The following is a 21,105-nucleotide window of genomic DNA, read 5'->3' on the forward strand; positions in this document are numbered from 1 at the left end:
GCCCGGCACTGAGCCGACCGCCGCCGTAGCTACCGCGCCCCGGACCGACCGCCCGGACCGACCGTCGCCGTACCGCCTGGGACCGGAAACCGCGGTCCGACCCCAGGCGGGAACGGGCGATGCGGGTCAGTCCTGAAGGGCCTTCAGGACGGCCTCGGCCGACGGCGGGACGTTGGCGCGGGGGCCGACGCGGTCGCCGAGGGCGTCCAGGGTCTTGAGGCCGTCGCCGGTGATCAGGAGCACGGTCTCGCCGTCCGGGTCCAGCTGGCCGGTCTCGATGAGCTTCTTCGCGGTGGCGACGGTGACGCCGCCGGCCGTCTCGGCGAAGATGCCTTCGGTCCGGGCCAGGAGGCGGATGCCCTCGACGACCTCCTCGTCGGTGACGTCCTCGATCGCGCCGTTGGTGCGGCGGACGGCGTCCAGCACGTAGGGGCCGTCGGCGGGGGCGCCGATCGCCAGCGACCTGGCGATGGTGTCCGGGCGGACCGGGCTGACCACGTCGTGGCCCGCCTTGAAGGCGGCCGAGACGGGGGAGCAGCCGGTGGCCTGCGCGCCGAACACGCGGTACGGGGTCTGCTCGACCAGGTCGAGGTCGCCCAGTTCGCGGAAGGACTTGTCGACCTTCGTCAACTGCGAGCCGGACGCGATGGGCACCACGATCTGGTCGGGCAGCCGCCAGCCGAGCTGTTCGGCGACCTCGTACCCGAGCGTCTTGGAGCCCTCGGCGTAGTAGGGGCGGACGTTGACGTTGACGAACGCCCAGTCCTCGTGCTCGGCGGCCAGTTCCTGCGCCAGCCGGTTCACGTCGTCGTAGTTGCCGTCGACGGTGATCAGGTTGCCGCCGTAGACGGCGGTCATGAGGATCTTCGCCCGCTCCAGCGTGGAGGGCACCAGGACCACGGACTCCCAGCCCGCGCGGGCCGCGGCGGCGGCGACGGCGTTGGCCAGGTTGCCGGTGGACGGGCAGGCCAGGACCTTGAAGCCCAGTTCGCGGGCGGCGGCGAGGGCGACGCCGACCACGCGGTCCTTGAACGAGTGGGTCGGGTTGCCGGTGTCGTCCTTCACCCACACCTTGCGCACGCCGAGGGCCTTGGCGAGGCGGTCGGCCTCGATCAGGCGGGTGCCGCCGGGGTTGGTGTTGGGGTGCGACTCGACGGTGGTCGGCACGGGGAGCAGGCCGCGGTAGCGCCAGATCGACCGGGGGCCCGCCTCGATGTCCTCGCGACGGATCCGACCGAAGTCGTAGGCCACTTCCAGCGGCCCGAAACACTCCAGACAGGCGTATTCGGCGGCGAGCGGCGTCTCGTGGCCGCATTCGCGACACGACAGCGCGCGGGCGGGACCGAGGTCGAAGGAGGTGGTGGCCGAGGGCACACTGACAGCAGTCATCGCGAGGTATCTCCTCATCTTTCCCGCGCACCGCGGGTCGGAATTGGCACCGTGGTCGCCAGCGGACGCTGTGCGACGGGTTGCCGGGGCTTCTTCGGGCCGATCCCTCTGCCCCTCTGGATGAGCGGTATTCAGTTGTGGGCTTCAACTTACGTCACGATCCCGACCCTCAGCCAGCGACGTCCACCATCCGGACGTCTGCCACCCGTGGGAGGATCGCGCCCGTGAGTGCGCCCGCTGACATGCCCGACGCCGTGCACCTGATCCTCGGCGAGGAGGAGTTGCTGGTCGAGCGCGCGGTGCGCGGTGCGCTGGCCGCGGCGCGGAAAGCCGATCCGCAGGCCGACCTGACCCGCGTCCGCGTGACCGATCTCACCCCGCCTGAGCTGGCGGAACTGGTGAGCCCGTCGCTGTTCGCCGAGGGACGGGTGGTCGCGCTGGAGGCCGCGCAGGAGTGCGGCAAGGAGATCGCCGACGCGGTCATCGGCTACGCCAAGGCCCCGGCGGACGGGGTGACGGTGGTGGTCGTCCACAGTGGCGGCGGGCGCAGCAAGGCGGCCAAGGACCTGCCCGCGGCGCTGCGCAAGGCAGGCGCCCGGGTGACCGAGTGCCCCAAGATCACCAAGGCGGCGGACCGGGAAGCGTTCGTGCGCAACGAGATCCGCGCGGCGGGCGGCGGCAAGGCCGACCCGGAGGCCGTGGCGGCGCTGATCGAGGCGGTGGGGTCGGACCTGCGCGAGTTGGCGGCGGCGGCGTCGCAGCTCGTCGCCGACACGGGCGGCAAGGTGGACGCCGAGGCGGTCCGCCGCTACCACCGCGGGCGGGCCGAGGTGACCGGGTTCGCGGTCGCGGAGAAGGCCGTGATGGGTGATCGGGCCGGTGCGCTGGAGGCGTTGCGGTGGGCGATCCAGCTCGGCGTGCCGCACGTCTTGGTCGCCGATGCCCTGGCCGACGCGGTGCGCACGATCGCGCGGGTGTCCGCGGTGGGCCGGGGCGACCCGTTCAAGCTGGCGGGCGAGCTCGGCATGCCGCCGTGGAAGGTGAAGAAGGCCCAAGGCCAGTCGCGTGGCTGGGAAGACCGAGGGCTGGCAGCCGCGATGACGGTGGTCGCGGACCTGAACGCCGACGTCAAGGGCGCCGCCGCCGACTCGGGCTACGCCCTGGAACGCGCCGTGCTGAAGATCGTCGCCGCCCACGGCCGCCGCTGACAGAGGCCTGGGGGATCGCACGGTCGGGCGGTCGGGGATCCGGAGGCTGGGGATCCGGAGGCTGGGGGATCGGGCGGCTGGGTGGTTGGTGGCCGGCGCTGGACCCTGGCGGCCAGGTGGCTGACGGCTGGCGGCCAAGTGGTTCGCGGCGGGGTGGGCGGTACTGGCTGAGGGCCGGGAAGTCAGCGGCTGAGCGGCCGGTGGCCTGGTGGCTGGCTGGCCGAGGGCCGGTGCTGGTCGGGGCGGTGGTGGCTGGGGCGGTGGTCAGTGGTCGGCCGCACACGAAAGCGCCGCCCACCCCGCGCGGGGGTGGGCGGCGCTTTGGCGTGAAGACCAGATCAGATCTGGTTGGCGCGCCGCGCCAGCGCCGACTTCTTGTTGGCGGCCTGGTTGGCGTGGATCACGCCCTTGGAGACGGCCTTGTCGAGCTTGCGGGACGCGTCCTGCGCCAGCGCGACGGCCTTCTCCTTGTCACCGGCCTCGGCGGCCTCACGGAACTTGCGGATGGCGGTCTTGAGGGACGACTTGACGGCCTTGTTGCGCAGGCGCGCCTTCTCGTTCGTCTTGATCCGCTTCATCTGGGACTTGATGTTCGCCACGCGAAAGCCACCTTTTCCTCGGTCTCGGAGTCGCACCGCGCTTGTCACCGGCTCCGCCCCCGCGAAGGGGCGGTCTTCCTCCACAGCGGAATGCCGCGCGGGTACGACCGAGAAGGTTATCAGGGCAGCTCACCGCACCGTGAATCGAGCCCTCCCGTCGCCGACCACGACCTCGTAGCCGCCCCTGGCGACCTCGGGCTTGCCCGACGCGTCCATGTCGCCCGCCGTCACCGCGAGCCGCTGCACGTCGAACGTCACCTCGACCGCCCGCTGCTCACCGGCCTTCAACGCCACCCGCGTGAAGCCGACCAGGCGCTGCGGCGGCGTGAGCACCTTGCTCACGGGCTGGTGCACGTACACCGGCACGACGAGCGTGCCGTCACGCCCACCGGTGTTGGCCACGGTCACCGACACCTTCACCTGGCCGTCCCGCCGCACCTCCGTCGACTTCAGCGTCGGTGCGGACGTGGTGAACGTCGTGTACGACAGGCCGTGCCCGAACGCGAACGCCGGGTCGTACCCGGAGCTGGGCGCGGTGTTCGCGCCGCGCACCTGGTCGTAGGAGAACGGCTGGTCGCCGACCGACTTCGGCCACGACACCGGCAGCCTGCCGCTGGGGTTCACCGCGCCGAACAGCACGTCGGCGATCGCGCCGCCGCCCTCGGAGCCGGGCAGCCAGCCCGCGACCAGCGCCGGGGCGTCGGCCACCGTGCCGAGCACCTGCGGCCGGCCGGTCAGCAGCACGACGACCACCGGCTTGCCGGTCGCCCGCACCGCGTCCACCAGGCCCTGCTGCGCAGCGGTCAGCGCGGGCTCCTCGGTGTCCGCCTCACCCTCCGCGCCCGGGTCCTCACCGAGCACGACGACCACCGCGTCGGCGTCACCCGCCTGCGCCACCGCGTCGGCCTGCGTGGCCGCGCCGACCACGTTCGCCGACGGCACGGCGGCCTTGATGCCCTGCAGCACGGTCACCGTCGGCGGCATCGGCGACCCGTTCGGCACGCCCTGCCAGCCGACCGACCAGCCACCGAGCTGCCTGGCCGCGGAGTCCGCCGTGTCACCGGTCACCACGAGCTTGCCCACGCCGGTCGACAGGGGCAGCACGCCGTCGTTGCGCAGCAGCACCGCGCTCTCCGCCGCCGCCTGGCGGGCCAGCGCCCGGTCCGCGCCGTTCACGATCGCGTCGGCCTTCTCCACGTCGACGAACGGCTTCTCGAACAGCCCCAGCTCGAACTTGAGCTTCAGGATCCGCCGCACGGCCTGGTCGATCCGCTTGCCGGGGATCGCGCCGCTCCGCACGCCCGCCAGCAGCCCGGCGGTGAACCCGGCCGCGTCCGACGGCTCCATCGCCATGTCGACGCCCGCGTTCACGGCCATCGCGATGGCCTCCTCGTAGTCCGCCGCCACGTGGTAGCGGTCCACCAGGAACCGGATGTCCTCCCAGTCGGTGATCGCCACGCCCCGGAACCCCATCCGGTCGCGCAACTGCGTGGTCAGCAGGTACTTCGACGCGTGCGCGGGCACGCCGTTCACCGCACCGGAGTTGATCATCACGGTGCCGACGCCCGCGTCGAACTGCGGCTGGAACGCGGGCAGCACGGTGTCCTGGAGGTACCGGATCGGCAGCTGGGCGGGCGCGCGGTCGTGGCCGTTGAACGGCTCCGAGTAGCCCGCGAAGTGCTTGGCGGTCGCGGTCAGCTTCGCCGTGCCGTCGGTCGGGTCGGCCTGCTGCCCGCGCACGTTCGCCGCGGCCAGCGCGCCGGCCAGCACCGGGTCCTCGCTGTAGGTCTCGTAGTACCGCCCCCAGCGGGTGTCACGCGCGATGTCGGACACCGGCGCGAAGTTCCAGAACACACCGGTGGCCCGCATCGCCCGACCGGTGGACTTGCCGAGCTGCTCCTGCAGCTCCGGGTTCCACGTCGCGCCGAGGCCGATCTGGTGCGGGAACATCGTGGCGCTGAGCACGTTCGAGTGGCCGTGCACGCCGTCCGCGCCGTAGATCAGCGGGATCCGCAGCCTGCTGTGGTCCAGCGAGTACTTCTGGATGGCGTTGGTCATCTCCGCCCACGCGCGGGGCGTGTTCGGGTTGGGCGCGTCGCCGCCGCCGGAGAGGATCGAGCCGACCTTCGCGTCCTCCAGCACCGCCTTCATGCAGTCCTCGCGCAGCGGACCGGGGTTCCACTCGCAGTTGCCGCGCAGCTTGCCCAGCCGGATCTGGGTCATCTGGCCGACCTTCTCCTCGAGCGTCATGCGCTTGAGGAGGTCGTCGACGCGCCGGTCGACCGGCGCCCGGGCGTCCTGGTAGCCCTGCCCGGCGGGCTCCATCACGCCGCTGGCTTGCGCGCCGGTGACCAACAGGGCCAGCGTGACCAGCGCGGCGACCGCGGTCCGCTTGCGGGATCTCAACACCGAGAACCTCCAGGTCGATCGGGGAACACCCGCGAACACCCTCCCTGTGTGAATCGGCCCACAACAGGGCTGAACGGCCCATTCTGGGAGCGCTCCCATCGCGGTAAGGGGTGAAATGCAGTACGCCCGTCTTGTTTCATGTGCCGTGTGACCGCCGCACTCGACTGGCCCGGCTTCGGGCACATCTCGCTCGCCGCCCTGCTGTTCCTCTGCCTGGCCGCCCTCGTCGCGGGCGCGGTCGACGCGGTGGTTGGCGGCGGCGGGCTGGTCCAGCTGCCCGCGCTGCTGCTGATCGCGCCCGGCGGCCAGCCGCTCTACGCGCTGGCCACCAACAAGATCGCCTCCGTGGTCGGCACGGCGGCGGCGGTGCGGACCTACTCCCGGCAGACCACGATCGACTGGTCCTCGGCGTTGCCGATGGCGTCGGCCGCGTTCGCGGGCGCGGTGGCCGGTGCGGCGTTCGCCGGGGCGCTGGCGCCCGGCGTGCTCAACGGCGTGGTGCTCGTCGCGCTGGTCGGCGTCGGCCTTTACACGTGGCGCAAGCCGGAGCTGGGCGTGGCCGAGGCGCCGAGGTTCACCCGCTTCGCGCAGATCGCCGTGATGGCCGCGGGCGGGGCGTTGATCGGCTTCTACGACGGCCTCGCGGGTCCGGGCACGGGCGCGTTCCTGGTGTTCCTGCTCGTGGGCCTGGTCGGGTTCGCGTTCCTGCGCGCGTCGGCCACGGCCAAGGTCGTGAACGTGGCCACGAACCTGGGCGCGCTGCTGTACTTCATCCCGGCCGGAAAAGTGTTGTGGGGCTTGGGTCTGGTGCTCGCGCTGTGCAACGTGACCGGGGCGGTGTTCGGCGCGCGCCTGGCGGTGCGGCGCGGCTCGGCGTTCGTGCGCCGGGTGTTCCTCACCGTCGTGGTGGCGCTCGTGGTCAGTCTGGGGTGGAAGGCGGCGGTTGGATGACCCGGAACGTCGCGCCCATCGGGTCGCCCACCGTGGTGAACCGGCCGAACCGCGACTCGACCACGTCGCCGACCGTGACGCCGCCCAGCTCGTCCACCCGGCGTGCCGCCGCGTCGGCGTCGGCCACCGCGAAGTAGGTCATCCAGTGCGGCGGGATCTCGGCGGGGATCTCGTTGGCCATCCCGAACACGCCCGCGACCGCGCGGCCCTCGACCCGCAGCTGCGTGTACGGGAAGTCCGGCAGCGGGTCCAGCCCACGTCGAACACCTGCTGGTAGAACTCCGCCGCGCCGAACGGGTCGCGGGTGGCCAGCTCGTTCCACACCACCGAGCCGGGTTCGTTCACCACGTACGCGCCGATGTGCGTGCCCGCCTCCCAGAGCCCGAACGCCGCGCCGTACGGGTCCACCGCGATCGCGCCGCGCCCCGGTCCGCCGGTGTCGAACTCCGGCACGAGCACCTTGCCGCCGTTGGCGTTCAGCTTCTCCACCGACTCGTCCAGGTCGTCGGTGGCCAGGTAGGTCGTCCACACCACGGGGAACATCACGTCCGACGGCATCTCGCCGAAGCCCGCCACGGGCAGGCCGCGCACCAGGGCCATCGTGTAGTGCCCGGTCTCCGGGCCGCCGATCTCGAAGTCCCAGCCGAACAGCCCGCCGTAGAACTCCATGGTGGCTTCACGGTCGGTGGTCATCATGTCCACCCACGCGGGTGTTCCTGGCGGGTACGGGGCGTCCATCTCGCTCACCTGGTCAACAGTCGCACCAGCCGTCACGCTCCGCGAGTTGATCACTGCCCGACCGGGTGGCGCGCGAACGCCGTCGGTGCGCTGGGTCCGCACCGACGGCGTCGGTCATCCGGTCGAGCCGTCCCCGTCGCTCTTGCGGGGCCTGCCGCGCCTGGGTTGGTCGGCCGCGCCGGTGGGCAGGCGGCCGGCTTCGGCGAGCGCTCGGCGCAGCAGGAACTCGATCTGCGCGTTGGTGCTGCGCAGCTCGTCGTTCGCCCACCTCGTCAGCGCGTCGTGCACCGCCGGGTCGAGGCGCAGCAGGACGCTCTTGCGCTCGGCCACGTCAGGTGTACAGCGACCCGGCGTTGACCACTGGCTGGGTGGATCGGTCGCCGCAGAGCACGACCAGCAGGTTCGACACCATCGCCGCCTTGCGCTCCTCGTCCAGTTCCACCACGTCCTCCTCGGCGAGCTTGGCCAGCGCGAGCTGGACCATGCCGACCGCCCCCTCCACGATCCGCGACCGCGCCGCCACCACCGCGCCCGCCTGCTGGCGCTGCAGCATCGCCTGCGCGATCTCCGGAGCGTAGGCCAGGTGCGTGAGCCGGGACTCGATCACCTTCACGCCCGCGGACTGCACGCGTGCCGCGATCTCCACCGACAGCGTCTCGGTGATCTCGTCCGCGTTCTCCCGCAGCGACAGCCCGAGCTCCTCGTGGTTGTCGTACGGGTAGCTGGTCGCGATGTGCCGCACCGCGGTCTCGGTCTGGATGCCGACGAACCGCACGAAGTCGTCCACCTCGAACTTCGCCCGCGCGGTGTCCTCGACCTGCCACACCACCACGGCGGCGATCTCGATCGGGTTGCCGTCCGCGTCGTTGACCTTCAGCGTCGCGGTCTCGTGGTTGCGGATCCGGGTCGACACCTTCACCTTCGTGGTGAACGGGTTCGCCCAGCGCAGGCCGTCCTGGCGGACGGTGCCGGTGTAGCGGCCCGCGAACTGCAGCACGCGCGACTCGCCGGGCGCGACGGTGAACAGCCCGGCACCCGCGAGGCCGCTGCCCGCCATCAACAGCGCGCCCCCCACGATCCCGGGGCCGCTCGGCCCGTCGTCGCCCGGGATCAAGCTGAGGACGAGCACCGCCGCGCCCAGCAGCATCGCGACCACCGCGCCGCCGAAGACGCCCCACCCCGAGACCGCGCGCGCCTCCCGCTCCCGGACCACCGGAGTCGGCATCTGCACCGCCAAGTCCGTCATCGCGTCCATGTTCCACCCCTCGTTCGCATATCGCGTGCTTAGCAAAGTGATATCACTTTTCTCGGACGCCGGGCAAGCCGGGTACGCGATGAGGACGGAAGTTGACCGCAATCGGTCCTACGGTGGCCGCATGACCCCGGTACTGAGCCGTCGCGCCCTCGGTCGAGCCACCCTGGCCCGCCAGTTCCTGCTGGCCCGCACCGAGGCGACCGTGCCCGAGGTCGTCGCGCACCTGGTCGGGTTGCAGGCCCAGACGCCGCACACCTGGTACACCGGTCTGTGGTCGCGGATCGCCGGCTTCACCCCCGACCGGGCCGCGGACCTGCTCGTGGACCGGGAACTCGTGCGCATCGCCGTGATGCGGTCGACGATCCACCTGGTGACCGCCGCGGACGCCCTCGCGCTGCGCCCCGCGGTGCAGCCCGCGCTCGACCGGGACCTGTTCGGCAACTTCACCCACGGCCGGGACATGCGCGGGCTGGACGTGGACGCCGTGGTGGCCGCCGGTCGCGCGTTGCTGGCCGAGAAGCCGCGCACCAACAAGGAGCTGGGCGCGCTGCTGCACGAGCAGTGGCCGGACCGCGCGCCCGCCTCGCTCGCCTACGCGATCCGGTGCCTGGTGCCGCTCGTACAGGTGCCGCCGCGCGGGGTGTGGGGTCGCAGCGGCGCGATCGCGCACACGTGCGCGGAGACGTGGCTGGGCGCTTCCCCAGCGGTCAAGGCCTCGGTGGACCGGCCCTCGGTGGACGACCTGGTGCTGCGCTACCTGGGCGCGTTCGGGCCCGCGACGGTGAAGGACGTGCAGACCTGGTCCGGTCTCACCAGGCTGCGCGAGGTGGTCGAGGGGCTGCCGCTGCTGCGGCTGCGCGACGAGGACGGCCAGGAGCTGTTCGACCTGCCCGACGCGCCCCGGCCTGACGAGGACGTGCCCGCGCCGCCGAGGTTCCTCTACGACTTCGACAACGTGCTGCTCTCGCACGCCGACCGGCGCCGGGTCGTCACCGACGACGTGCGCGCGCAGAAGTACGACCCGCACGGTCCCGTGCCGCAGTTCTTCCTGGTCGACGGCGTCACGGCGGGCGACTGGAGGCTGCACCGCACCAAGGAGGTCGCCACGCTGGAGCTGCGGCCGTTCCACCGCGTGCCCGCGATGGACGAGGTCGAACGCGAGGGCGAGCGGCTGCTGGCGTTCCTCGCGGCGGACGTGCCGCGGCACGAGGTCCGGACAACCTCGCCGGCGGCGGCACGTCTCTGAACGCATGGGGACGATCACCGTGCGCCCACCGCGCGCCGAGGACCTGGCTCCGCTCGTCGAGGTCCACGTCAAGGCCCGGCGCAGCTACTACGAAGGCCACCTGCCCGAGGCGGAGCTGGCCGAGTGGGAGCGGGCGGTGCGGGCCAGGGGCTACGACCTCGCCAAGCCCGACCGGGTGTGGCTGTGCGCCGAGCTGGACCACGTGCTCGCCGGATTCGCGCTGGTCACGCCCGGTGGCGAGCTGTTGCAGCTCCAGGTCGACCCGGCGTGCTGGGGCAACGGCGTCGGCCACGCGCTGCACGAGGCGGCGACGCGCGCGCTGCGCGACCTCGGCGTCACCACCGCGCGCCTCGACGTGTTCGCGGAGAACCGCCGCGCGCAGCGCTTCTACACCGCGCACGGCTGGCGCGAGGACGGCCGCGACGGCGACCACGTGCGAATGGCGCTCGACCTGGACCTGTGATCGCCTGGACGGCGTGGAGATCCTGAGCAGCCGCGTCCTCGTCCGCTCCCGCGAGCCGGAGCGCGCCCGCGCGTTCTACCGGGACGTGCTGGGCCTGGCCGTGTACCGGGAGTTCCCCGGCGGCACCGTGTTCTTCCTCGGCCAGGGGTTCCTGGAGGTCTCGGGCACCTCGGCCGAGGACCCTACGGACGCCACGCAGCTGTGGTTGCAGGTGCGCGACCTGGGACGGGTCGCCGGAGAACTCGCCGAGCACGTCGTGCGGCCCGCCCGGCGCGAGCCGTGGGGCCTGGACGAGCTGTGGATCGCCGACCCGGACGGCAGGCGGATCGTGCTGGTCGAGGTGCCCGCCGACCACCCGCTACGCCGGGACGGTCGCCAGTAGCTGCACCGCGGGCCCGACCACGCCGCCGTACTGGTGCAACGACGTGCGCACCCCGGTGAACCCGGCCGCCTCGGCCTCCTGGATCAGGTCGTACTCGGAGGTGTCCAGCACCCGCCGGTGCACCGAGACGACCAGCCTGCCGCCGGGCCGCAGCACGCGGAACAGCTCGTGGAACGCCGCCGGCCGGTTGCCCCACAGCTGGAGGTTGTTCACCGAGACCACCACGTCGACCGAGTCCTCGGGCTGGCCCGTCCGCGTCGCCGCGCCCTCGCGCAGCTCCACGCGACCGGCCACGATCAGCTCCGCGCACCGCTCGCGCGCCTCGTCCAGCATGACCTGCGAGGGGTCGACGCCGATCGCCTTGAGCGCGCGTTCGCCGGCCAGCTTGAGCCCCACCCCCGGACCAGGGCCGAGCACCAGCACGACCTCCTCGGGCGTCGGCGCGGCCACCTCGGTGACGTGCTCCTCGACCTTCGCGTTCAGCACGGCCATGACCCGGCCGCCCAGCTCACCCACCTTGCCGCGGGGGTGCCCGAACGCCGCGTCCAACGCCTTCATCAGGTTGTTCGCCATGTCCCCAGGGTCGCCGCGGCGCCCTCCGACCGCATCGGGGACCGCCCTGAGAGCGGCCCGGAGACACCCCGGAACCGCTACCGGGAGGTAGCCGTTCCGGGACAGGTCTCACCGCCAGCCCAGCCGCCGCAGCGCGTCCACGACCAGCGAGAACCGCTCCGGCTCCAGCACCGAGCCCTCCCGGCGGATGTCGTCCTCGTCCAGCTCGAACACCCGGTCCAACCGCAGGTAGGAGCGCCTGCCGTCGCGGTCCCAGCGGCCCGAGCCGAGGTCGAGGCAGTCGTCCACCTCGTGCCGGTCGGGGGTCTTGCTGGTCAGCATCAGGCCGAGCAGCGCCCGGCGGTGGCGGCCGACGACCAGCAGCGGCCGGTCCTTGCCGCGGGCCGGGTCCTCCTCGAAGGGCACCCAGGCCCACACCACCTCGCCCGGGTCGGCCAGGCCGTCCAGGTCGGGGGAGTACTCCAGGGTCGCCGCCACCGCGGCCGTGTGGACCTCGCGCACCGCGCCCCTCGACGGGCGGGGGTCTTCACCGTTCGCACGCACGGCGGGCAGCTTATGGCCTCCGTCACGCACGCGTGGAACGCCACGACGGCGTGACATGAGATGCTGTGCGTAGTTGAAATGGGCAGATCCCGTCCTTCGTGTGCGAGGAACCTGAGTGACCACGTTCGCCGACCAGACGTTCACGCCTCCGGACCTGATCCGGAACTTCTGCATCATCGCGCACATCGACCACGGCAAGTCGACCCTGGCCGATCGCATGTTGCAGCTCACCGGCGTCGTCGACGCGCGGGCGATGCGCGCGCAGTACCTCGACCGCATGGACATCGAACGCGAGCGCGGCATCACGATCAAGGCGCAGAACGTCCGGCTGCCGTGGCAGGTCGACGGCCAGGACCACGTGCTGCACATGATCGACACCCCGGGTCACGTCGACTTCACCTACGAGGTGTCGCGCGCCCTGGAGGCGTGCGAGGGCACCGTGCTGCTGGTCGACGCCGCGCAGGGCATCGAGGCGCAGACGCTGGCCAACCTGTACCTGGCGATGGAGAACGACCTCACCATCATCCCGGTGCTGAACAAGATCGACCTGCCCGCGGCGGACCCGGACAAGTACGCCAAGGAGCTCGCGCACATCGTCGGCTGCGAGCCCGAGGAGGTGCTGCGCGTCTCGGCCAAGACGGGCCTGGGCGTCGACGCGCTGCTGAACGAGGTCGTCAAGCGCGTGCCCGCGCCGGTCGGCGACGCCGACGCGCCGCCCCGCGCGATGATCTTCGACTCGGTGTACGACACCTACCGCGGCGTGGTCACCTACATCCGCGTGGTCGACGGCAAGATCACCCCGCGCCAGCGGATCCGGATGATGTCCACCAACGCGACCCACGAGCTGCTGGAAGTGGGCATCATCTCGCCCGAGCCGAAGCCGAGCGCCGGCCTGGGCGTCGGCGAGGTGGGCTACCTCATCACCGGCGTGAAGGACGTGCGCCAGTCGAAGGTCGGCGACACCGTGACGGCGGAGAAGCACGGCGCCACGCAGCCGCTGGCCGGCTACCGCGAGCCGCGGCCGATGGTCTACTCCGGCCTGTACCCGGTGGACGGCTCGGACTACCCGATCCTGCGCGAGGCGTTGGAGAAGCTCCAGCTCAACGACGCCGCGCTGACGTTCGAGCCGGAGACGTCGGCGGCCCTGGGCTTCGGCTTCCGCTGCGGCTTCCTCGGCCTGCTGCACCTGGAGATCACCCGCGACCGGCTGGAACGCGAGTTCGGCCTGGACCTGATCTCCACCGCGCCCAACGTGGTCTACCGCGTGGTCATGGACGACGGCACCGAGCACGTGGTCACCAACCCGTCCGACTGGCCGGACGGCAAGCGCGCCGAGGTCTACGAGCCGATCACCAAGTGCACCATCATCGCGCCGAGCGAGTACATCGGCGCGATCATGGAGCTGTGCCAGGCCAAGCGCGGTCAGCTCGGCGGCATGGACTACCTGTCCGAGGACCGCGTCGAGCTGCGCTACACCATGCCGCTGGGTGAGATCATCTTCGACTTCTTCGACGCCCTGAAGTCGCGCACGCGCGGTTACGCGTCGTTGGACTACGAGGAGTCGGGCGAGCAGGACGCCGAGCTGGTGAAGGTCGACATCCTGCTGCAGGGCGAGCCGGTGGACGCGTTCAGCGCGATCGTGCACAAGGACCACGCGTACGGCTACGGCACGAAGATGGCGAGCAAGCTGCGCGAGCTGATCCCGCGCCAGCAGTTCGAGGTGCCGATCCAGGCCGCCGTCGGCGCTCGCGTGATTGCCCGCGAGACGATCCGCGCCATTCGCAAGGACGTGCTCGCGAAGTGCTACGGCGGTGATATCACGCGTAAGCGCAAGCTGCTGGAGAAGCAGAAGGAAGGCAAGAAGCGGATGAAGATGGTGGGCCGCGTCGAGGTCCCCCAGGAAGCCTTCGTCGCCGCCTTGTCCACCGACGACTCCGGCAAGGACAAGGGCAAGAAGTAGTACCACCGGCCAATTCCGCGCCGACAGCCACATCTTCGGGTGGCTCGTCGGCGCGGAAGCCGTTTTCCCGGATTTCCTCTGCCATGGTTGGCGCACCAACCGGAAGGAGGGGACCATGGCCGTCATGGTCGGACACGAAGGCAGCTCCTACACGGTCGAGGACCTGGAGGGCATGCCTGATGACGGACGCCGTTACGAGCTCGTCGACGGGCAGCTGCTCGTGAGCCCGGCGCCGGGGTACCGGCATCAGGAAATCGTCGCGGAGCTCTGCGGGCGCTTGCGCGCGGAGTGCCCGGACGACATGACCGCCCTACCGGCTCCATTCGCCGTTCAGGTGTCCGCGAGGACCGAGGTGCAGCCTGATGTCCTTGTCGGCCGTCGTGCCGACTTCACCGACAAGCTGCTGCCCGTGGCACCGTTGCTCGCGGTGGAGGTGCTCTCACCGAGCACGGGTATTCGCGATCTCACGATCAAGAAGAACGCCTACGAGCGCATGGGCGTGGTCAGCTACTGGGTGATCGATCCCCAGGAACCCGTGCTGGCGGTGTTCGAACTCGACCCCGAGGGCCGTTATCAGCAGGTGGCCGAGGTGCAGGGGGAGAAGCCGTTCGACGCGACCCTGCCGTTCCCGGTGCGGATCGTGCCCGCCGAGCTGCTCGGCCGGCTGTGGGAAGACGGGGCGGAATGACGGAAGGGCCCTCAGGACGCCCCTGTCCTGAAGGCCCTCGAAGGGGTGCGGCGGCTCAGCCGTGGTTGCGCAGCGTGGTGCTGAGCGCCTGGCGGCGGAGGATCGCTTCGATCTCACGCGCCTCGTGGCCGGAGTGCCGGGCGAGGATGGCTTCCATGTCCATCCGGGCGCTCGGGGTGTCGTAGGCGGCCAACTCGCGGTTCAGGTCCGCTTCCCGCTTGCGGATCTGCCGCCGGGTGGCGAAGTACGTGCGAACGGTCTCCAGAACGGTGGTCATATCGCCTTTCGGTCGTCCTTCTGTATCGGTTCACCTACTATGGTGCCGCACGTCAGAGGCTTGCGCGACCAGATTCGACGTGATCTCCGCCGCAAGTGTCACGGCGCCGTGAAGACCACGTCACCGGCCCAGGATGTCGAGGGCCTTCGAGTACTTCGCCCGCAGCCGGTCCTGGGTGGGGGTGTCGAGCAGGGCCAGTCGCGGCGGCGACGTGTTGTCGGCGATGTCGGCCCGCTTCACCTCCACCGCGACCGGGTCGGTCAGCACCCGGGCCAGGTAGTCCTCCTGTGACTCACCGTCACGGTGGCTCAACGCGAGCACGGTCGCCACCACCTCCGGCGGGCACCCGGCGGCCAGCAGGTCGTCGGCGGTGACGGCGGTGTCCTCGACGACGTCGTGCAGCACGGCCGCCATGCGCGCGTGCTCGCCGGACACCCGGCCCATCACCCGCAGCGGGTGGCCGATGTAGGGCTGCCCGGACTTGTCGACCTGTCCCTCGTGGGCCGCCCGCGCGATCCGGATCGCGTCATCAACGGTGAACGTCATCGGATCATTGTTCACACCTTGACAAGCCACAGTGGTCTAGTCCATTTTTCGAGTGGCCCACCTCACCTGTGCTGGGCTTTGGCCGCCGACGAGGACGTGGAGGTCGACGTGGTTTCGAGGACGAGACGCGCACTGGGCGCGGTGCTGGCGGGTGTGCTGGCCATCGCCGGCCTGACCCTGGTCGTGGTGGGCAGCGCGTCGGCCGCCAACCTGGTCGCCAACCCCGGGTTCGAGGGCGGCACGGGCGGGTGGACGTGCAGCGCCGCGGCGACGGCGGCCACCACGACCAAGCGCAGCGGCACGCACGCCATGGCGGGCACGCCGGCGGGCCAGGACAACGCCCGCTGCTCGCAGACGATCTCCGTGCAGGCCAACACCGCCTACAAGCTGTCCGCGTGGGTCCAGGGCAGCTACGTGTACCTGGGCGTGACCGGCACCGGCAGCGGCGACAAGAGCACGTGGACGCCGGGCTCGGCGGGCTTCAGCCGGCTCTCGATCGACTTCACCACCGGCGCCAGCAGCAGCGTCACGATCTACGTGCACGGTTGGTACGGCCAGCCGACCTTCTACGCCGACGACGTGAGCCTCGACGGCCCGGGCACCCCGCCGACGAGCACCACGACCACTACCACCACGACGACGACCACGACCACGACGACGACCACGACGCCCGGCAACCCGGACCCGTCGCTGCCCAAGCACGCGCTCACCGGCTACTGGCACAACTTCGACAACGGCTCGCGCCTGCTCAAGCTCGCCGACGTGCCCACCACGTACGACATCGTGGCCGTCGCGTTCGCCGACGCCACCACCACGCCGGGCGCGGTCGCGTTCAACCTGGACCCGACGTTGTCGAGCAAGCTCGGCGGCTACACCGACGCGCAGTTCAAGGCCGACGTCCGCACGCTGAAGGCGCGCGGGCAGAAGGTGATCATCTCCGTCGGCGGCGAGAAGGGCACGATCAGCGTCGGCAACTCCACCGCGGCGACCAACTTCGCCAACAGCGTCAAGGCCCTGATCGCGAACTACGGGTTCGACGGCGTGGACATCGACCTGGAGAACGGCGTCAACGCCACGTACATGGCGCAGGCGTTGCGCGCCATCCACGCGGGCGGCGGCAAGGTCATCGCGATGGCGCCGCAGACCATCGACATGCAGTCCACCGGCGCGGAGTACTTCAAGCTGGCGCTGGCGGTGAAGGACATCCTCACCGTTGTCAACATGCAGTACTACAACTCCGGTTCGATGCTCGGCTGCGACCAGAAGGTCTACTCCCAGGGCACGGTGGACTTCCTGGTCGCCCTGGCGTGCATCCAGCTGCAGAACGGCCTGCGCCCCGACCAGGTCGGCCTCGGCCTGCCCGCCTCGCCGTCCGGCGCGGGCGGCGGCTACCAGTCGCCCGCCAACGTGAACAGGGCGCTCGACTGCCTGGCCAAGGGCACGAACTGCGGTTCGTTCAAGCCTTCGCAGACCTGGCCCGGCATCCGCGGCGCGATGACGTGGTCGATCAACTGGGACGCCTCCAACAATTGGCAGTTCGCCAACACGGTCGCGCCGCACCTGGACACGCTGCCCTGACCTCACCGCGCGTGGACGCAGGACTCTCGCGAGAGCCCTGCGTCCACGCCGCGCGTGTCCTGCGTTCAGGAACCCCGAGTCGAACGCGCGGAACGCGGCGTTTTGCGGCCGAACGCCGTAGACCTGGCAATACGTGACCACAGCGGTGGCGCGGGTTAGGGTCGGTTCCATGTTGGACCGACTCGAAGTGCCCGTCATCGCCGCGCCGATGGCCGGTGGGGCGTCCACACCGGCGCTCGTGGCCGAGGTCGGCCGGGCGGGCGGCCTCGGGTTCCTGGCCGCCGGCTACCTCTCCGTCGAGGCGCTCGCCGAGCAGATCACCGCGACCACCGCGCTGACCGACCGGCCGTACGGGGTGAACCTGTTCGTGCCCGGCCCCCGGTCCACCACCGACCTGTCCGGCTACCGCGACCGCGTCAAGGCCCAGTCGCCGACCGAGCCGGGTGAACCGCGGTGGGACGACGACGCCTACGCCGCCAAGCTCGAACTCGTGATGGCGTTGCGCGTTCCGGTGGTCTCGTTCACGTTCGGCTTGCCGAACCCCGAGGACGTGCACCGGCTGCACGCCGCGGGCTCCACGGTCGTCGTCACGGTCACCACACCGCAGGAAGCCGCCCAGGCGGCGCAGATCGGCGCCGACGTGCTGTGCGTGCAGGGCAGTGAAGCGGGCGGGCACCGCGGCACGTTCGCCGACGACGGCGTCTCGCCCGGTGGCGGCGAGCTGTTCGGCGTGCTGGCCGCGTTGCGGCTGGTCCGCGCCAAGGTGGACCTGCCGCTGATCGCGGCCGGCGGCCTGGTGCACGGCGCGGACGTGGCGGCCGTGATCACCGCGGGCGCGGTCGCGGCGCAGCTGGGCACCGCGTTCCTGCCGACCCCCGAAGCGGGCACGTCCGCCGCACACCGCCAGGCCCTCGCCGAGGGCACCCGCCGCACCGCGTTGACCAGGGCGTTCAGCGGACGCCCGGCGCGCGGCCTGGTGAACCGGTTCCTGGTGGCGAACCAGGAGCAGGCGCCCGCCGCGTACCCGGAGGTGCACCACCTGACCCGACCGGTGCGCGCGACCGGCGACCCGGAGCTGATGTCGTTGTGGGCCGGGCAGACCTACGCGCTGGTCCGAGCGGCCCCGGCGGCCGAGGTGGTGGCGAGGCTGGTCGCCGAGGCGCGCCAAGCCCTTTCCGTCGCGATCACGCGCATTTCACCGGCGTAGCACCACAGAATGGCGACGTGACGACCGCGCGCGAACTCGCCGACGAGATGCTGACCCTGGTCCTGGAAGACGATCCCGTCATGGCGACGCTGCTCGGCATCCCGGGCTGGGACGACCGCCTGCCGGACCCGAGCGCCGAGGGCGGGCGCGTGCGCCGTGCCCGGGCCGAGGACATCGCGCGGCGGGCGCGTGCCGAGGACGACGACCCGGTGACGCGTGCGGTGGTCGTGCAGCAGGCGTGGGGCCTGGTGCACCGCCTCGACGCGAACCTGGTCGAGCACACCCACGCCGAAGGCCTCACCGCGCCGCTCGCCGTCCTGCTCGGCGCGTTGCCGCTGATCCGCCCGACCGACGACGAGGCGCGGCAGGCGTACCTGACCCGGCTGTCGTCGCTGCCCGGCTACCTCGACGCGCTCACCCGAAGACAGCGCGAGTCGACCCGCCGCCCGCTCAGACACCTGGTGGAAGCCGCCGTCCACCGCATCGACCGCTACCTGGCCGACGAGCAGGACCCGCTCGGCACGCCGTTGCACGACACCCCGCACGCCGCCGTGTGCGCGAGCCTGCTGGACGAGACCGTGCGCCCCGCCATCGCCCGCTACCGCGACTTCCTGCGCGCCGAAGTAATCGACCGCGGTCGCGGCGAGGACCGGCCCGGCCTGTGCTGGCTGCCCGACGGCGACCTGATCTACACCGACCTGGTCCGCATGTACACCACGACCGGCCACACACCGGAGGAACTGCACCGGATCGGCCTGAACCTCGTCGAGGAACTGGACCGGGAGTACGAGGAGGTCGGCGGCCGCGTGTTCGGCCCGACCACGGCCGCCGGCGTGCGCGCCCGGCTGCTGGCCGACCCGGAACTGCGCTGGCGCAGCGCCGAGGACATGGTGACGTTGGCGGCGCGGACCATCGCCCGCGCCGAGGAGGCCGCGGCGGCGTGGTTCGGCACGGTGCCGCGAGCCCGCTGCGCGGTCGAGACTGTGCCGGAGGCGGAGGCCCCGAACGCGCCGCTGGCCTACTACGTGGACCCGGCGATGGACGGCTCCCGACCGGGCACCTACTTCGTCAACACCCACCAGTCGCGGTTGCGCGAGCGGTTCAGCGCCGAGTCGACCGCGTTCCACGAGGGCGTACCGGGCCACCACTTCCAGATCGCGCTGGCCCAGCAGGTCGACGACCTGCCGCTGCTGCGCCGGTTCGCGTCCATCGAGGCCTACCTGGAGGGCTGGGCGCTCTACGCCGAGCGGCTGGCCGACGAGATGGGCCTCTACAGCGACGACGTGGCGCGGCTGGGGATGCTGTCGGGCGACTCGCTGCGCGCCGCGCGCCTGGTGGTGGACACCGGTCTGCACGCGTTGCGCTGGAGCAGGCAGCAGGCCGTGGACTACCTGCGCGCCAACGCCGTCATGCCCGACGTGGACATCTTCTCCGAGGTCGACCGGTACATCGAGAACCCCGCGCAGGCGCTGTCCTACATGGTGGGGCGGCTGGAGATCCAGCGCCTGCGCGGTGAGGCGGAGCGGAGGCTGGGCGACCGCTTCGACATCAAGGCCTTCCACGACCTGGTGCTCGGCGGCGGACCGCTGCCGATGGCCGTGCTCGCCGACGTGGTCGACGACTGGTGCGACTCAGTCCTCGCGGTCGGCGTTCGAGGGGTCGTTGAGCACTGACCTGCGCCGGCTGTAGGCGAAGTACACGACCAGCCCGATGAGGAACCAGACGCCGAAGCGCAGCCAGGTCTCCGGCGCCAGGAACGTGATCAGCCACAGCGAGAACACCACGCCGATGATCGGCACGACCGGCATGCCCGGCGTCTTGAACGTGCGCGGCAGGTCCGGCTGCTTGTACCGCAGCACGATCACCGCGACGCAGACCACCACGAACGCCAGCAGGATGCCGATGTTGGTCAGCTCGGCCGCCTCGGCGATGGGCAGGAAGCCCGCGATGACGGCGGACGCGATGCCGAGCACCCACGTGGTGCGCGTGGGCACGTGCTTGACCGGGTGGGTCTTGGCGAACCACTTCGGCAGCAGGCCGTCGCGCGACATCGAGTAGCCGACCCGCGCCGCGCCCATCAGGAACGTGAACAGCACCGTCGTGATGCCCAGCACCGCGCCGACCGAGATGATGATGCCCAGCGCCGGCAGGCCGACGTCGGCGAACGCCGAGGCGAACGCGCTCTCCGCGTCCACGTCCTGGTAGTTGACCATGCCGGTGAGCACCAGGCAGGCGAGCACGTACAGGACCATCGAGATGGCCAGCGAGTAGATGATCGCCTTCGGCATGTGCTTCTGGGAGTCCTTGGACTCCTCGGCGGCCGTGCTCATCGCGTCGTAGCCGAACACCGCGAAGAACACCGTGGCCGCGCCGGTGAGCGCGCCGGAGATGCCGAACGGGAAGAACGGGTTGTAGTTGTCGGTGTTGATGTGGAACGCGCCGACCACGATCACGAGCAGCACCACGGCGACCTTCAGGTACACCAGGGTCGTCTCGAAGCGCGCCGCGTTCTTCATGCCCATGTTGAGCACGAACGCGATCAGCAGGCACAGCAGCACCGCGAACAGGTTCACCTTGTAGCTGCCCGCCGCGACGTCACCGGTCTCGGTGCCGGGCGCGCCGAGCATCCACACCGGCAGGTCGAGGCCGAGCAGGTTCAGCAGCTCGTTGAAGTAGCCGCTGATCCCGATCGCCACCACGGCCACGATCGCGGTGTACTCCAGCAGCAGGTCCCAGCCGATGAACCAGCCGACGATCTCGCCGAGCACCGCGTAGCCGTAGGTGTAGGCCGAGCCCGCCCTGGGGATCAGGCCCGCGAACTCCGCGTAGGAGAACGCCGCCGCGGCGCTGGCGATGCCCGCGACGAGGAACGAGATCAGCACGGCGGGGCCGGCGGTCTTGTTGGCCACGGCGCCGGCCAGCGAGAAGATGCCCGCGCCGATGATGCCGCCGATGCCGATCGCGGTGAGCTGCCACAACCCCAACGTCCGGGTCAGCGCCGTCTTCTCGTCACTGATCTGCTCGATCGGCTTGCGGCGGAACACCCCGCTGCCACGGCCGAATCCGTCCTGGACCGTCATCGTCCAACTCCCT

22 protein-coding genes and 1 riboswitch are annotated in these 21,105 nt (G+C 71.2%); of the genes, 10 read left to right on the forward strand and 12 right to left on the reverse strand.

Annotated elements, in window-relative coordinates; translation table 11 throughout:
* Window positions 1-126: 126 nt before the first annotated feature.
* Window positions 127-1,389, reverse strand: a complete 1,263-nt coding sequence (gene thrC / locus ABTZ99_RS12560) for a threonine synthase (protein ID WP_498778382.1) — start codon at window positions 1,387-1,389, stop codon at window positions 127-129.
* 11 nt (window positions 1,390-1,400) lie between these two features.
* Window positions 1,401-1,516, reverse strand: a riboswitch (SAM riboswitch).
* 97 nt (window positions 1,517-1,613) lie between these two features.
* Here thrC and holA point away from each other — a divergent pair.
* A complete protein-coding gene (gene holA / locus ABTZ99_RS12565) occupies window positions 1,614-2,597 on the forward strand; it encodes a DNA polymerase III subunit delta (RefSeq protein ID WP_498778383.1) in 984 nt (327 codons plus the stop codon).
* 338 nt (window positions 2,598-2,935) lie between these two features.
* On the opposite strand, the gene rpsT is transcribed toward holA, so the two are convergent.
* A complete protein-coding gene (gene rpsT / locus ABTZ99_RS12570; RefSeq protein ID WP_230572953.1) occupies window positions 2,936-3,196 on the reverse strand; it encodes a 30S ribosomal protein S20 in 261 nt (86 codons plus the stop codon).
* A gap of 129 nt (window positions 3,197-3,325) precedes the next feature.
* On the reverse strand, window positions 3,326-5,605 hold the full coding sequence (locus ABTZ99_RS12575) for a glycoside hydrolase family 3 N-terminal domain-containing protein (RefSeq protein ID WP_499610959.1): 2,280 nt from the start codon (window positions 5,603-5,605) through the stop codon (window positions 3,326-3,328).
* A 138-nt stretch (window positions 5,606-5,743) separates the two neighbouring features.
* Here ABTZ99_RS12575 and ABTZ99_RS12580 point away from each other — a divergent pair, with 138 nt between their 5' ends.
* A complete protein-coding gene (locus ABTZ99_RS12580; RefSeq protein WP_498778385.1) occupies window positions 5,744-6,556 on the forward strand; it encodes a TSUP family transporter in 813 nt (270 codons plus the stop codon).
* Here ABTZ99_RS12580 and ABTZ99_RS12585 read toward each other — a convergent pair.
* The 4 genes from ABTZ99_RS12585 to ABTZ99_RS12600 form a co-directional block, all read right to left on the reverse strand.
* A complete protein-coding gene (locus ABTZ99_RS12585; RefSeq protein WP_499610962.1) occupies window positions 6,525-6,737 on the reverse strand; it encodes a hypothetical protein in 213 nt (70 codons plus the stop codon). The two genes, ABTZ99_RS12580 and ABTZ99_RS12585, sit on opposite strands and share 32 nt — an antisense overlap.
* Complete coding sequence (locus tag ABTZ99_RS12590; protein WP_499611063.1) at window positions 6,695-7,294, reverse strand: VOC family protein; 600 nt, start codon at window positions 7,292-7,294, stop codon at window positions 6,695-6,697. The genes ABTZ99_RS12585 and ABTZ99_RS12590 overlap by 43 nt, the downstream gene beginning before the upstream one ends.
* 114 nt (window positions 7,295-7,408) lie before the next feature.
* A complete protein-coding gene (locus ABTZ99_RS12595; RefSeq protein ID WP_230572950.1) occupies window positions 7,409-7,624 on the reverse strand; it encodes a type II toxin-antitoxin system antitoxin in 216 nt (71 codons plus the stop codon).
* Between the two features lies 1 nt (window position 7,625).
* Entirely contained in the window at window positions 7,626-8,549 is a 924-nt protein-coding gene (locus tag ABTZ99_RS12600) for an SPFH domain-containing protein (protein WP_498778386.1), read from the reverse strand.
* A gap of 121 nt (window positions 8,550-8,670) precedes the next feature.
* On the opposite strand from ABTZ99_RS12600, the gene ABTZ99_RS12605 reads away from it, so the two are divergent.
* Genes ABTZ99_RS12605 through ABTZ99_RS12615 form a run of 3 tightly spaced genes read left to right on the forward strand, consistent with a single transcriptional unit; the run spans window position 8,671 to window position 10,640 of the window.
* Entirely contained in the window at window positions 8,671-9,795 is a 1,125-nt protein-coding gene (locus tag ABTZ99_RS12605; protein WP_498778387.1) for a winged helix DNA-binding domain-containing protein, read from the forward strand.
* 4 nt (window positions 9,796-9,799) lie between these two features.
* Window positions 9,800-10,258 (forward strand): GNAT family N-acetyltransferase, encoded by a 459-nt coding sequence (locus tag ABTZ99_RS12610; RefSeq protein WP_499610967.1) that lies wholly within the window; start codon window positions 9,800-9,802, stop codon window positions 10,256-10,258.
* Window positions 10,259-10,271: 13 nt separating this feature from the next.
* Window positions 10,272-10,640 carry a VOC family protein gene (locus tag ABTZ99_RS12615; protein WP_498778389.1) on the forward strand — a complete coding sequence of 123 codons (369 nt, stop codon included), beginning with the start codon at window positions 10,272-10,274 and terminating at the stop codon, window positions 10,638-10,640.
* On the opposite strand, the gene ABTZ99_RS12620 is transcribed toward ABTZ99_RS12615, so the two are convergent.
* Window positions 10,617-11,213 carry a class I SAM-dependent methyltransferase gene (locus ABTZ99_RS12620; protein ID WP_499610970.1) on the reverse strand — a complete coding sequence of 199 codons (597 nt, stop codon included), beginning with the start codon at window positions 11,211-11,213 and terminating at the stop codon, window positions 10,617-10,619. The two genes, ABTZ99_RS12615 and ABTZ99_RS12620, sit on opposite strands and share 24 nt — an antisense overlap.
* 108 nt (window positions 11,214-11,321) lie before the next feature.
* Window positions 11,322-11,756, reverse strand: a complete 435-nt coding sequence (locus ABTZ99_RS12625; RefSeq protein ID WP_498778391.1) for a type II toxin-antitoxin system PemK/MazF family toxin — start codon at window positions 11,754-11,756, stop codon at window positions 11,322-11,324.
* 115 nt (window positions 11,757-11,871) lie between these two features.
* Between ABTZ99_RS12625 and lepA the strand changes: the two genes are divergently transcribed.
* Entirely contained in the window at window positions 11,872-13,716 is a 1,845-nt protein-coding gene (gene lepA, locus ABTZ99_RS12630; RefSeq protein ID WP_498778392.1) for a translation elongation factor 4, read from the forward strand.
* A 115-nt stretch (window positions 13,717-13,831) separates the two neighbouring features.
* On the forward strand, window positions 13,832-14,404 hold the full coding sequence (locus ABTZ99_RS12635) for a Uma2 family endonuclease (protein ID WP_499610974.1): 573 nt from the start codon (window positions 13,832-13,834) through the stop codon (window positions 14,402-14,404).
* A gap of 55 nt (window positions 14,405-14,459) precedes the next feature.
* On the opposite strand, the gene ABTZ99_RS12640 is transcribed toward ABTZ99_RS12635, so the two are convergent.
* Both ABTZ99_RS12640 and ABTZ99_RS12645 read right to left on the reverse strand, forming a co-directional pair.
* Window positions 14,460-14,681 (reverse strand): hypothetical protein, encoded by a 222-nt coding sequence (locus tag ABTZ99_RS12640; protein ID WP_498778394.1) that lies wholly within the window; start codon window positions 14,679-14,681, stop codon window positions 14,460-14,462.
* Between the two features lie 120 nt (window positions 14,682-14,801).
* On the reverse strand, window positions 14,802-15,227 hold the full coding sequence (locus ABTZ99_RS12645) for an HD domain-containing protein (RefSeq protein WP_498778395.1): 426 nt from the start codon (window positions 15,225-15,227) through the stop codon (window positions 14,802-14,804).
* Window positions 15,228-15,335: 108 nt separating this feature from the next.
* Here ABTZ99_RS12645 and ABTZ99_RS12650 point away from each other — a divergent pair, with 108 nt between their 5' ends.
* From ABTZ99_RS12650 to ABTZ99_RS12660, 3 genes are all read left to right on the forward strand, one after another.
* Window positions 15,336-16,805: a chitinase gene (locus ABTZ99_RS12650; RefSeq protein WP_499610977.1), complete on the forward strand. Its 1,470-nt coding sequence runs from the start codon at window positions 15,336-15,338 to the stop codon at window positions 16,803-16,805.
* Between the two features lie 169 nt (window positions 16,806-16,974).
* Window positions 16,975-18,012, forward strand: coding sequence for an NAD(P)H-dependent flavin oxidoreductase (locus tag ABTZ99_RS12655; RefSeq protein ID WP_498778397.1), 1,038 nt, complete (start codon window positions 16,975-16,977; stop codon window positions 18,010-18,012).
* Window positions 18,013-18,029: 17 nt separating this feature from the next.
* Window positions 18,030-19,685: a DUF885 domain-containing protein gene (locus ABTZ99_RS12660; protein ID WP_499610980.1), complete on the forward strand. Its 1,656-nt coding sequence runs from the start codon at window positions 18,030-18,032 to the stop codon at window positions 19,683-19,685.
* Here ABTZ99_RS12660 and ABTZ99_RS12665 read toward each other — a convergent pair.
* Window positions 19,644-21,092, reverse strand: coding sequence for an amino acid permease (locus ABTZ99_RS12665; RefSeq protein WP_498778399.1), 1,449 nt, complete (start codon window positions 21,090-21,092; stop codon window positions 19,644-19,646). The genes ABTZ99_RS12660 and ABTZ99_RS12665 overlap by 42 nt on opposite strands.
* Window positions 21,093-21,105: the final 13 nt, after the last annotated feature.

Source organism: Actinosynnema sp. NPDC002837, from assembly GCF_040295345.1.
Classification (GTDB): domain Bacteria; phylum Actinomycetota; class Actinomycetes; order Mycobacteriales; family Pseudonocardiaceae; genus Actinosynnema.

Bases quoted from the DNA above. Each gene is read 5' to 3' on its own strand.
- thrC (WP_498778382.1), bottom strand. From the start codon at position 1,389: ATGACTGCTGTCAGTGTGCCCTCGGCCACCACCTCCTTCGACCTCGGT.
- ABTZ99_RS12580 (WP_498778385.1), top strand. From the start codon at position 5,744: ATGTGCCGTGTGACCGCCGCACTCGACTGGCCCGGCTTCGGGCACATC.
- ABTZ99_RS12585 (WP_499610962.1), bottom strand. From the start codon at position 6,737: ATGGCCAACGAGATCCCCGCCGAGATCCCGCCGCACTGGATGACCTAC.
- ABTZ99_RS12590 (WP_499611063.1), bottom strand. From the start codon at position 7,294: ATGGACGCCCCGTACCCGCCAGGAACACCCGCGTGGGTGGACATGATG.
- ABTZ99_RS12600 (WP_498778386.1), bottom strand. From the start codon at position 8,549: ATGGACGCGATGACGGACTTGGCGGTGCAGATGCCGACTCCGGTGGTC.
- ABTZ99_RS12605 (WP_498778387.1), top strand. From the start codon at position 8,671: ATGACCCCGGTACTGAGCCGTCGCGCCCTCGGTCGAGCCACCCTGGCC.
- ABTZ99_RS12610 (WP_499610967.1), top strand. From the start codon at position 9,800: ATGGGGACGATCACCGTGCGCCCACCGCGCGCCGAGGACCTGGCTCCG.
- ABTZ99_RS12620 (WP_499610970.1), bottom strand. From the start codon at position 11,213: ATGGCGAACAACCTGATGAAGGCGTTGGACGCGGCGTTCGGGCACCCC.
- ABTZ99_RS12635 (WP_499610974.1), top strand. From the start codon at position 13,832: ATGGCCGTCATGGTCGGACACGAAGGCAGCTCCTACACGGTCGAGGAC.
- ABTZ99_RS12640 (WP_498778394.1), bottom strand. From the start codon at position 14,681: ATGACCACCGTTCTGGAGACCGTTCGCACGTACTTCGCCACCCGGCGG.
- ABTZ99_RS12645 (WP_498778395.1), bottom strand. From the start codon at position 15,227: ATGACGTTCACCGTTGATGACGCGATCCGGATCGCGCGGGCGGCCCAC.
- ABTZ99_RS12655 (WP_498778397.1), top strand. From the start codon at position 16,975: ATGTTGGACCGACTCGAAGTGCCCGTCATCGCCGCGCCGATGGCCGGT.
- ABTZ99_RS12665 (WP_498778399.1), bottom strand. From the start codon at position 21,092: ATGACGGTCCAGGACGGATTCGGCCGTGGCAGCGGGGTGTTCCGCCGC.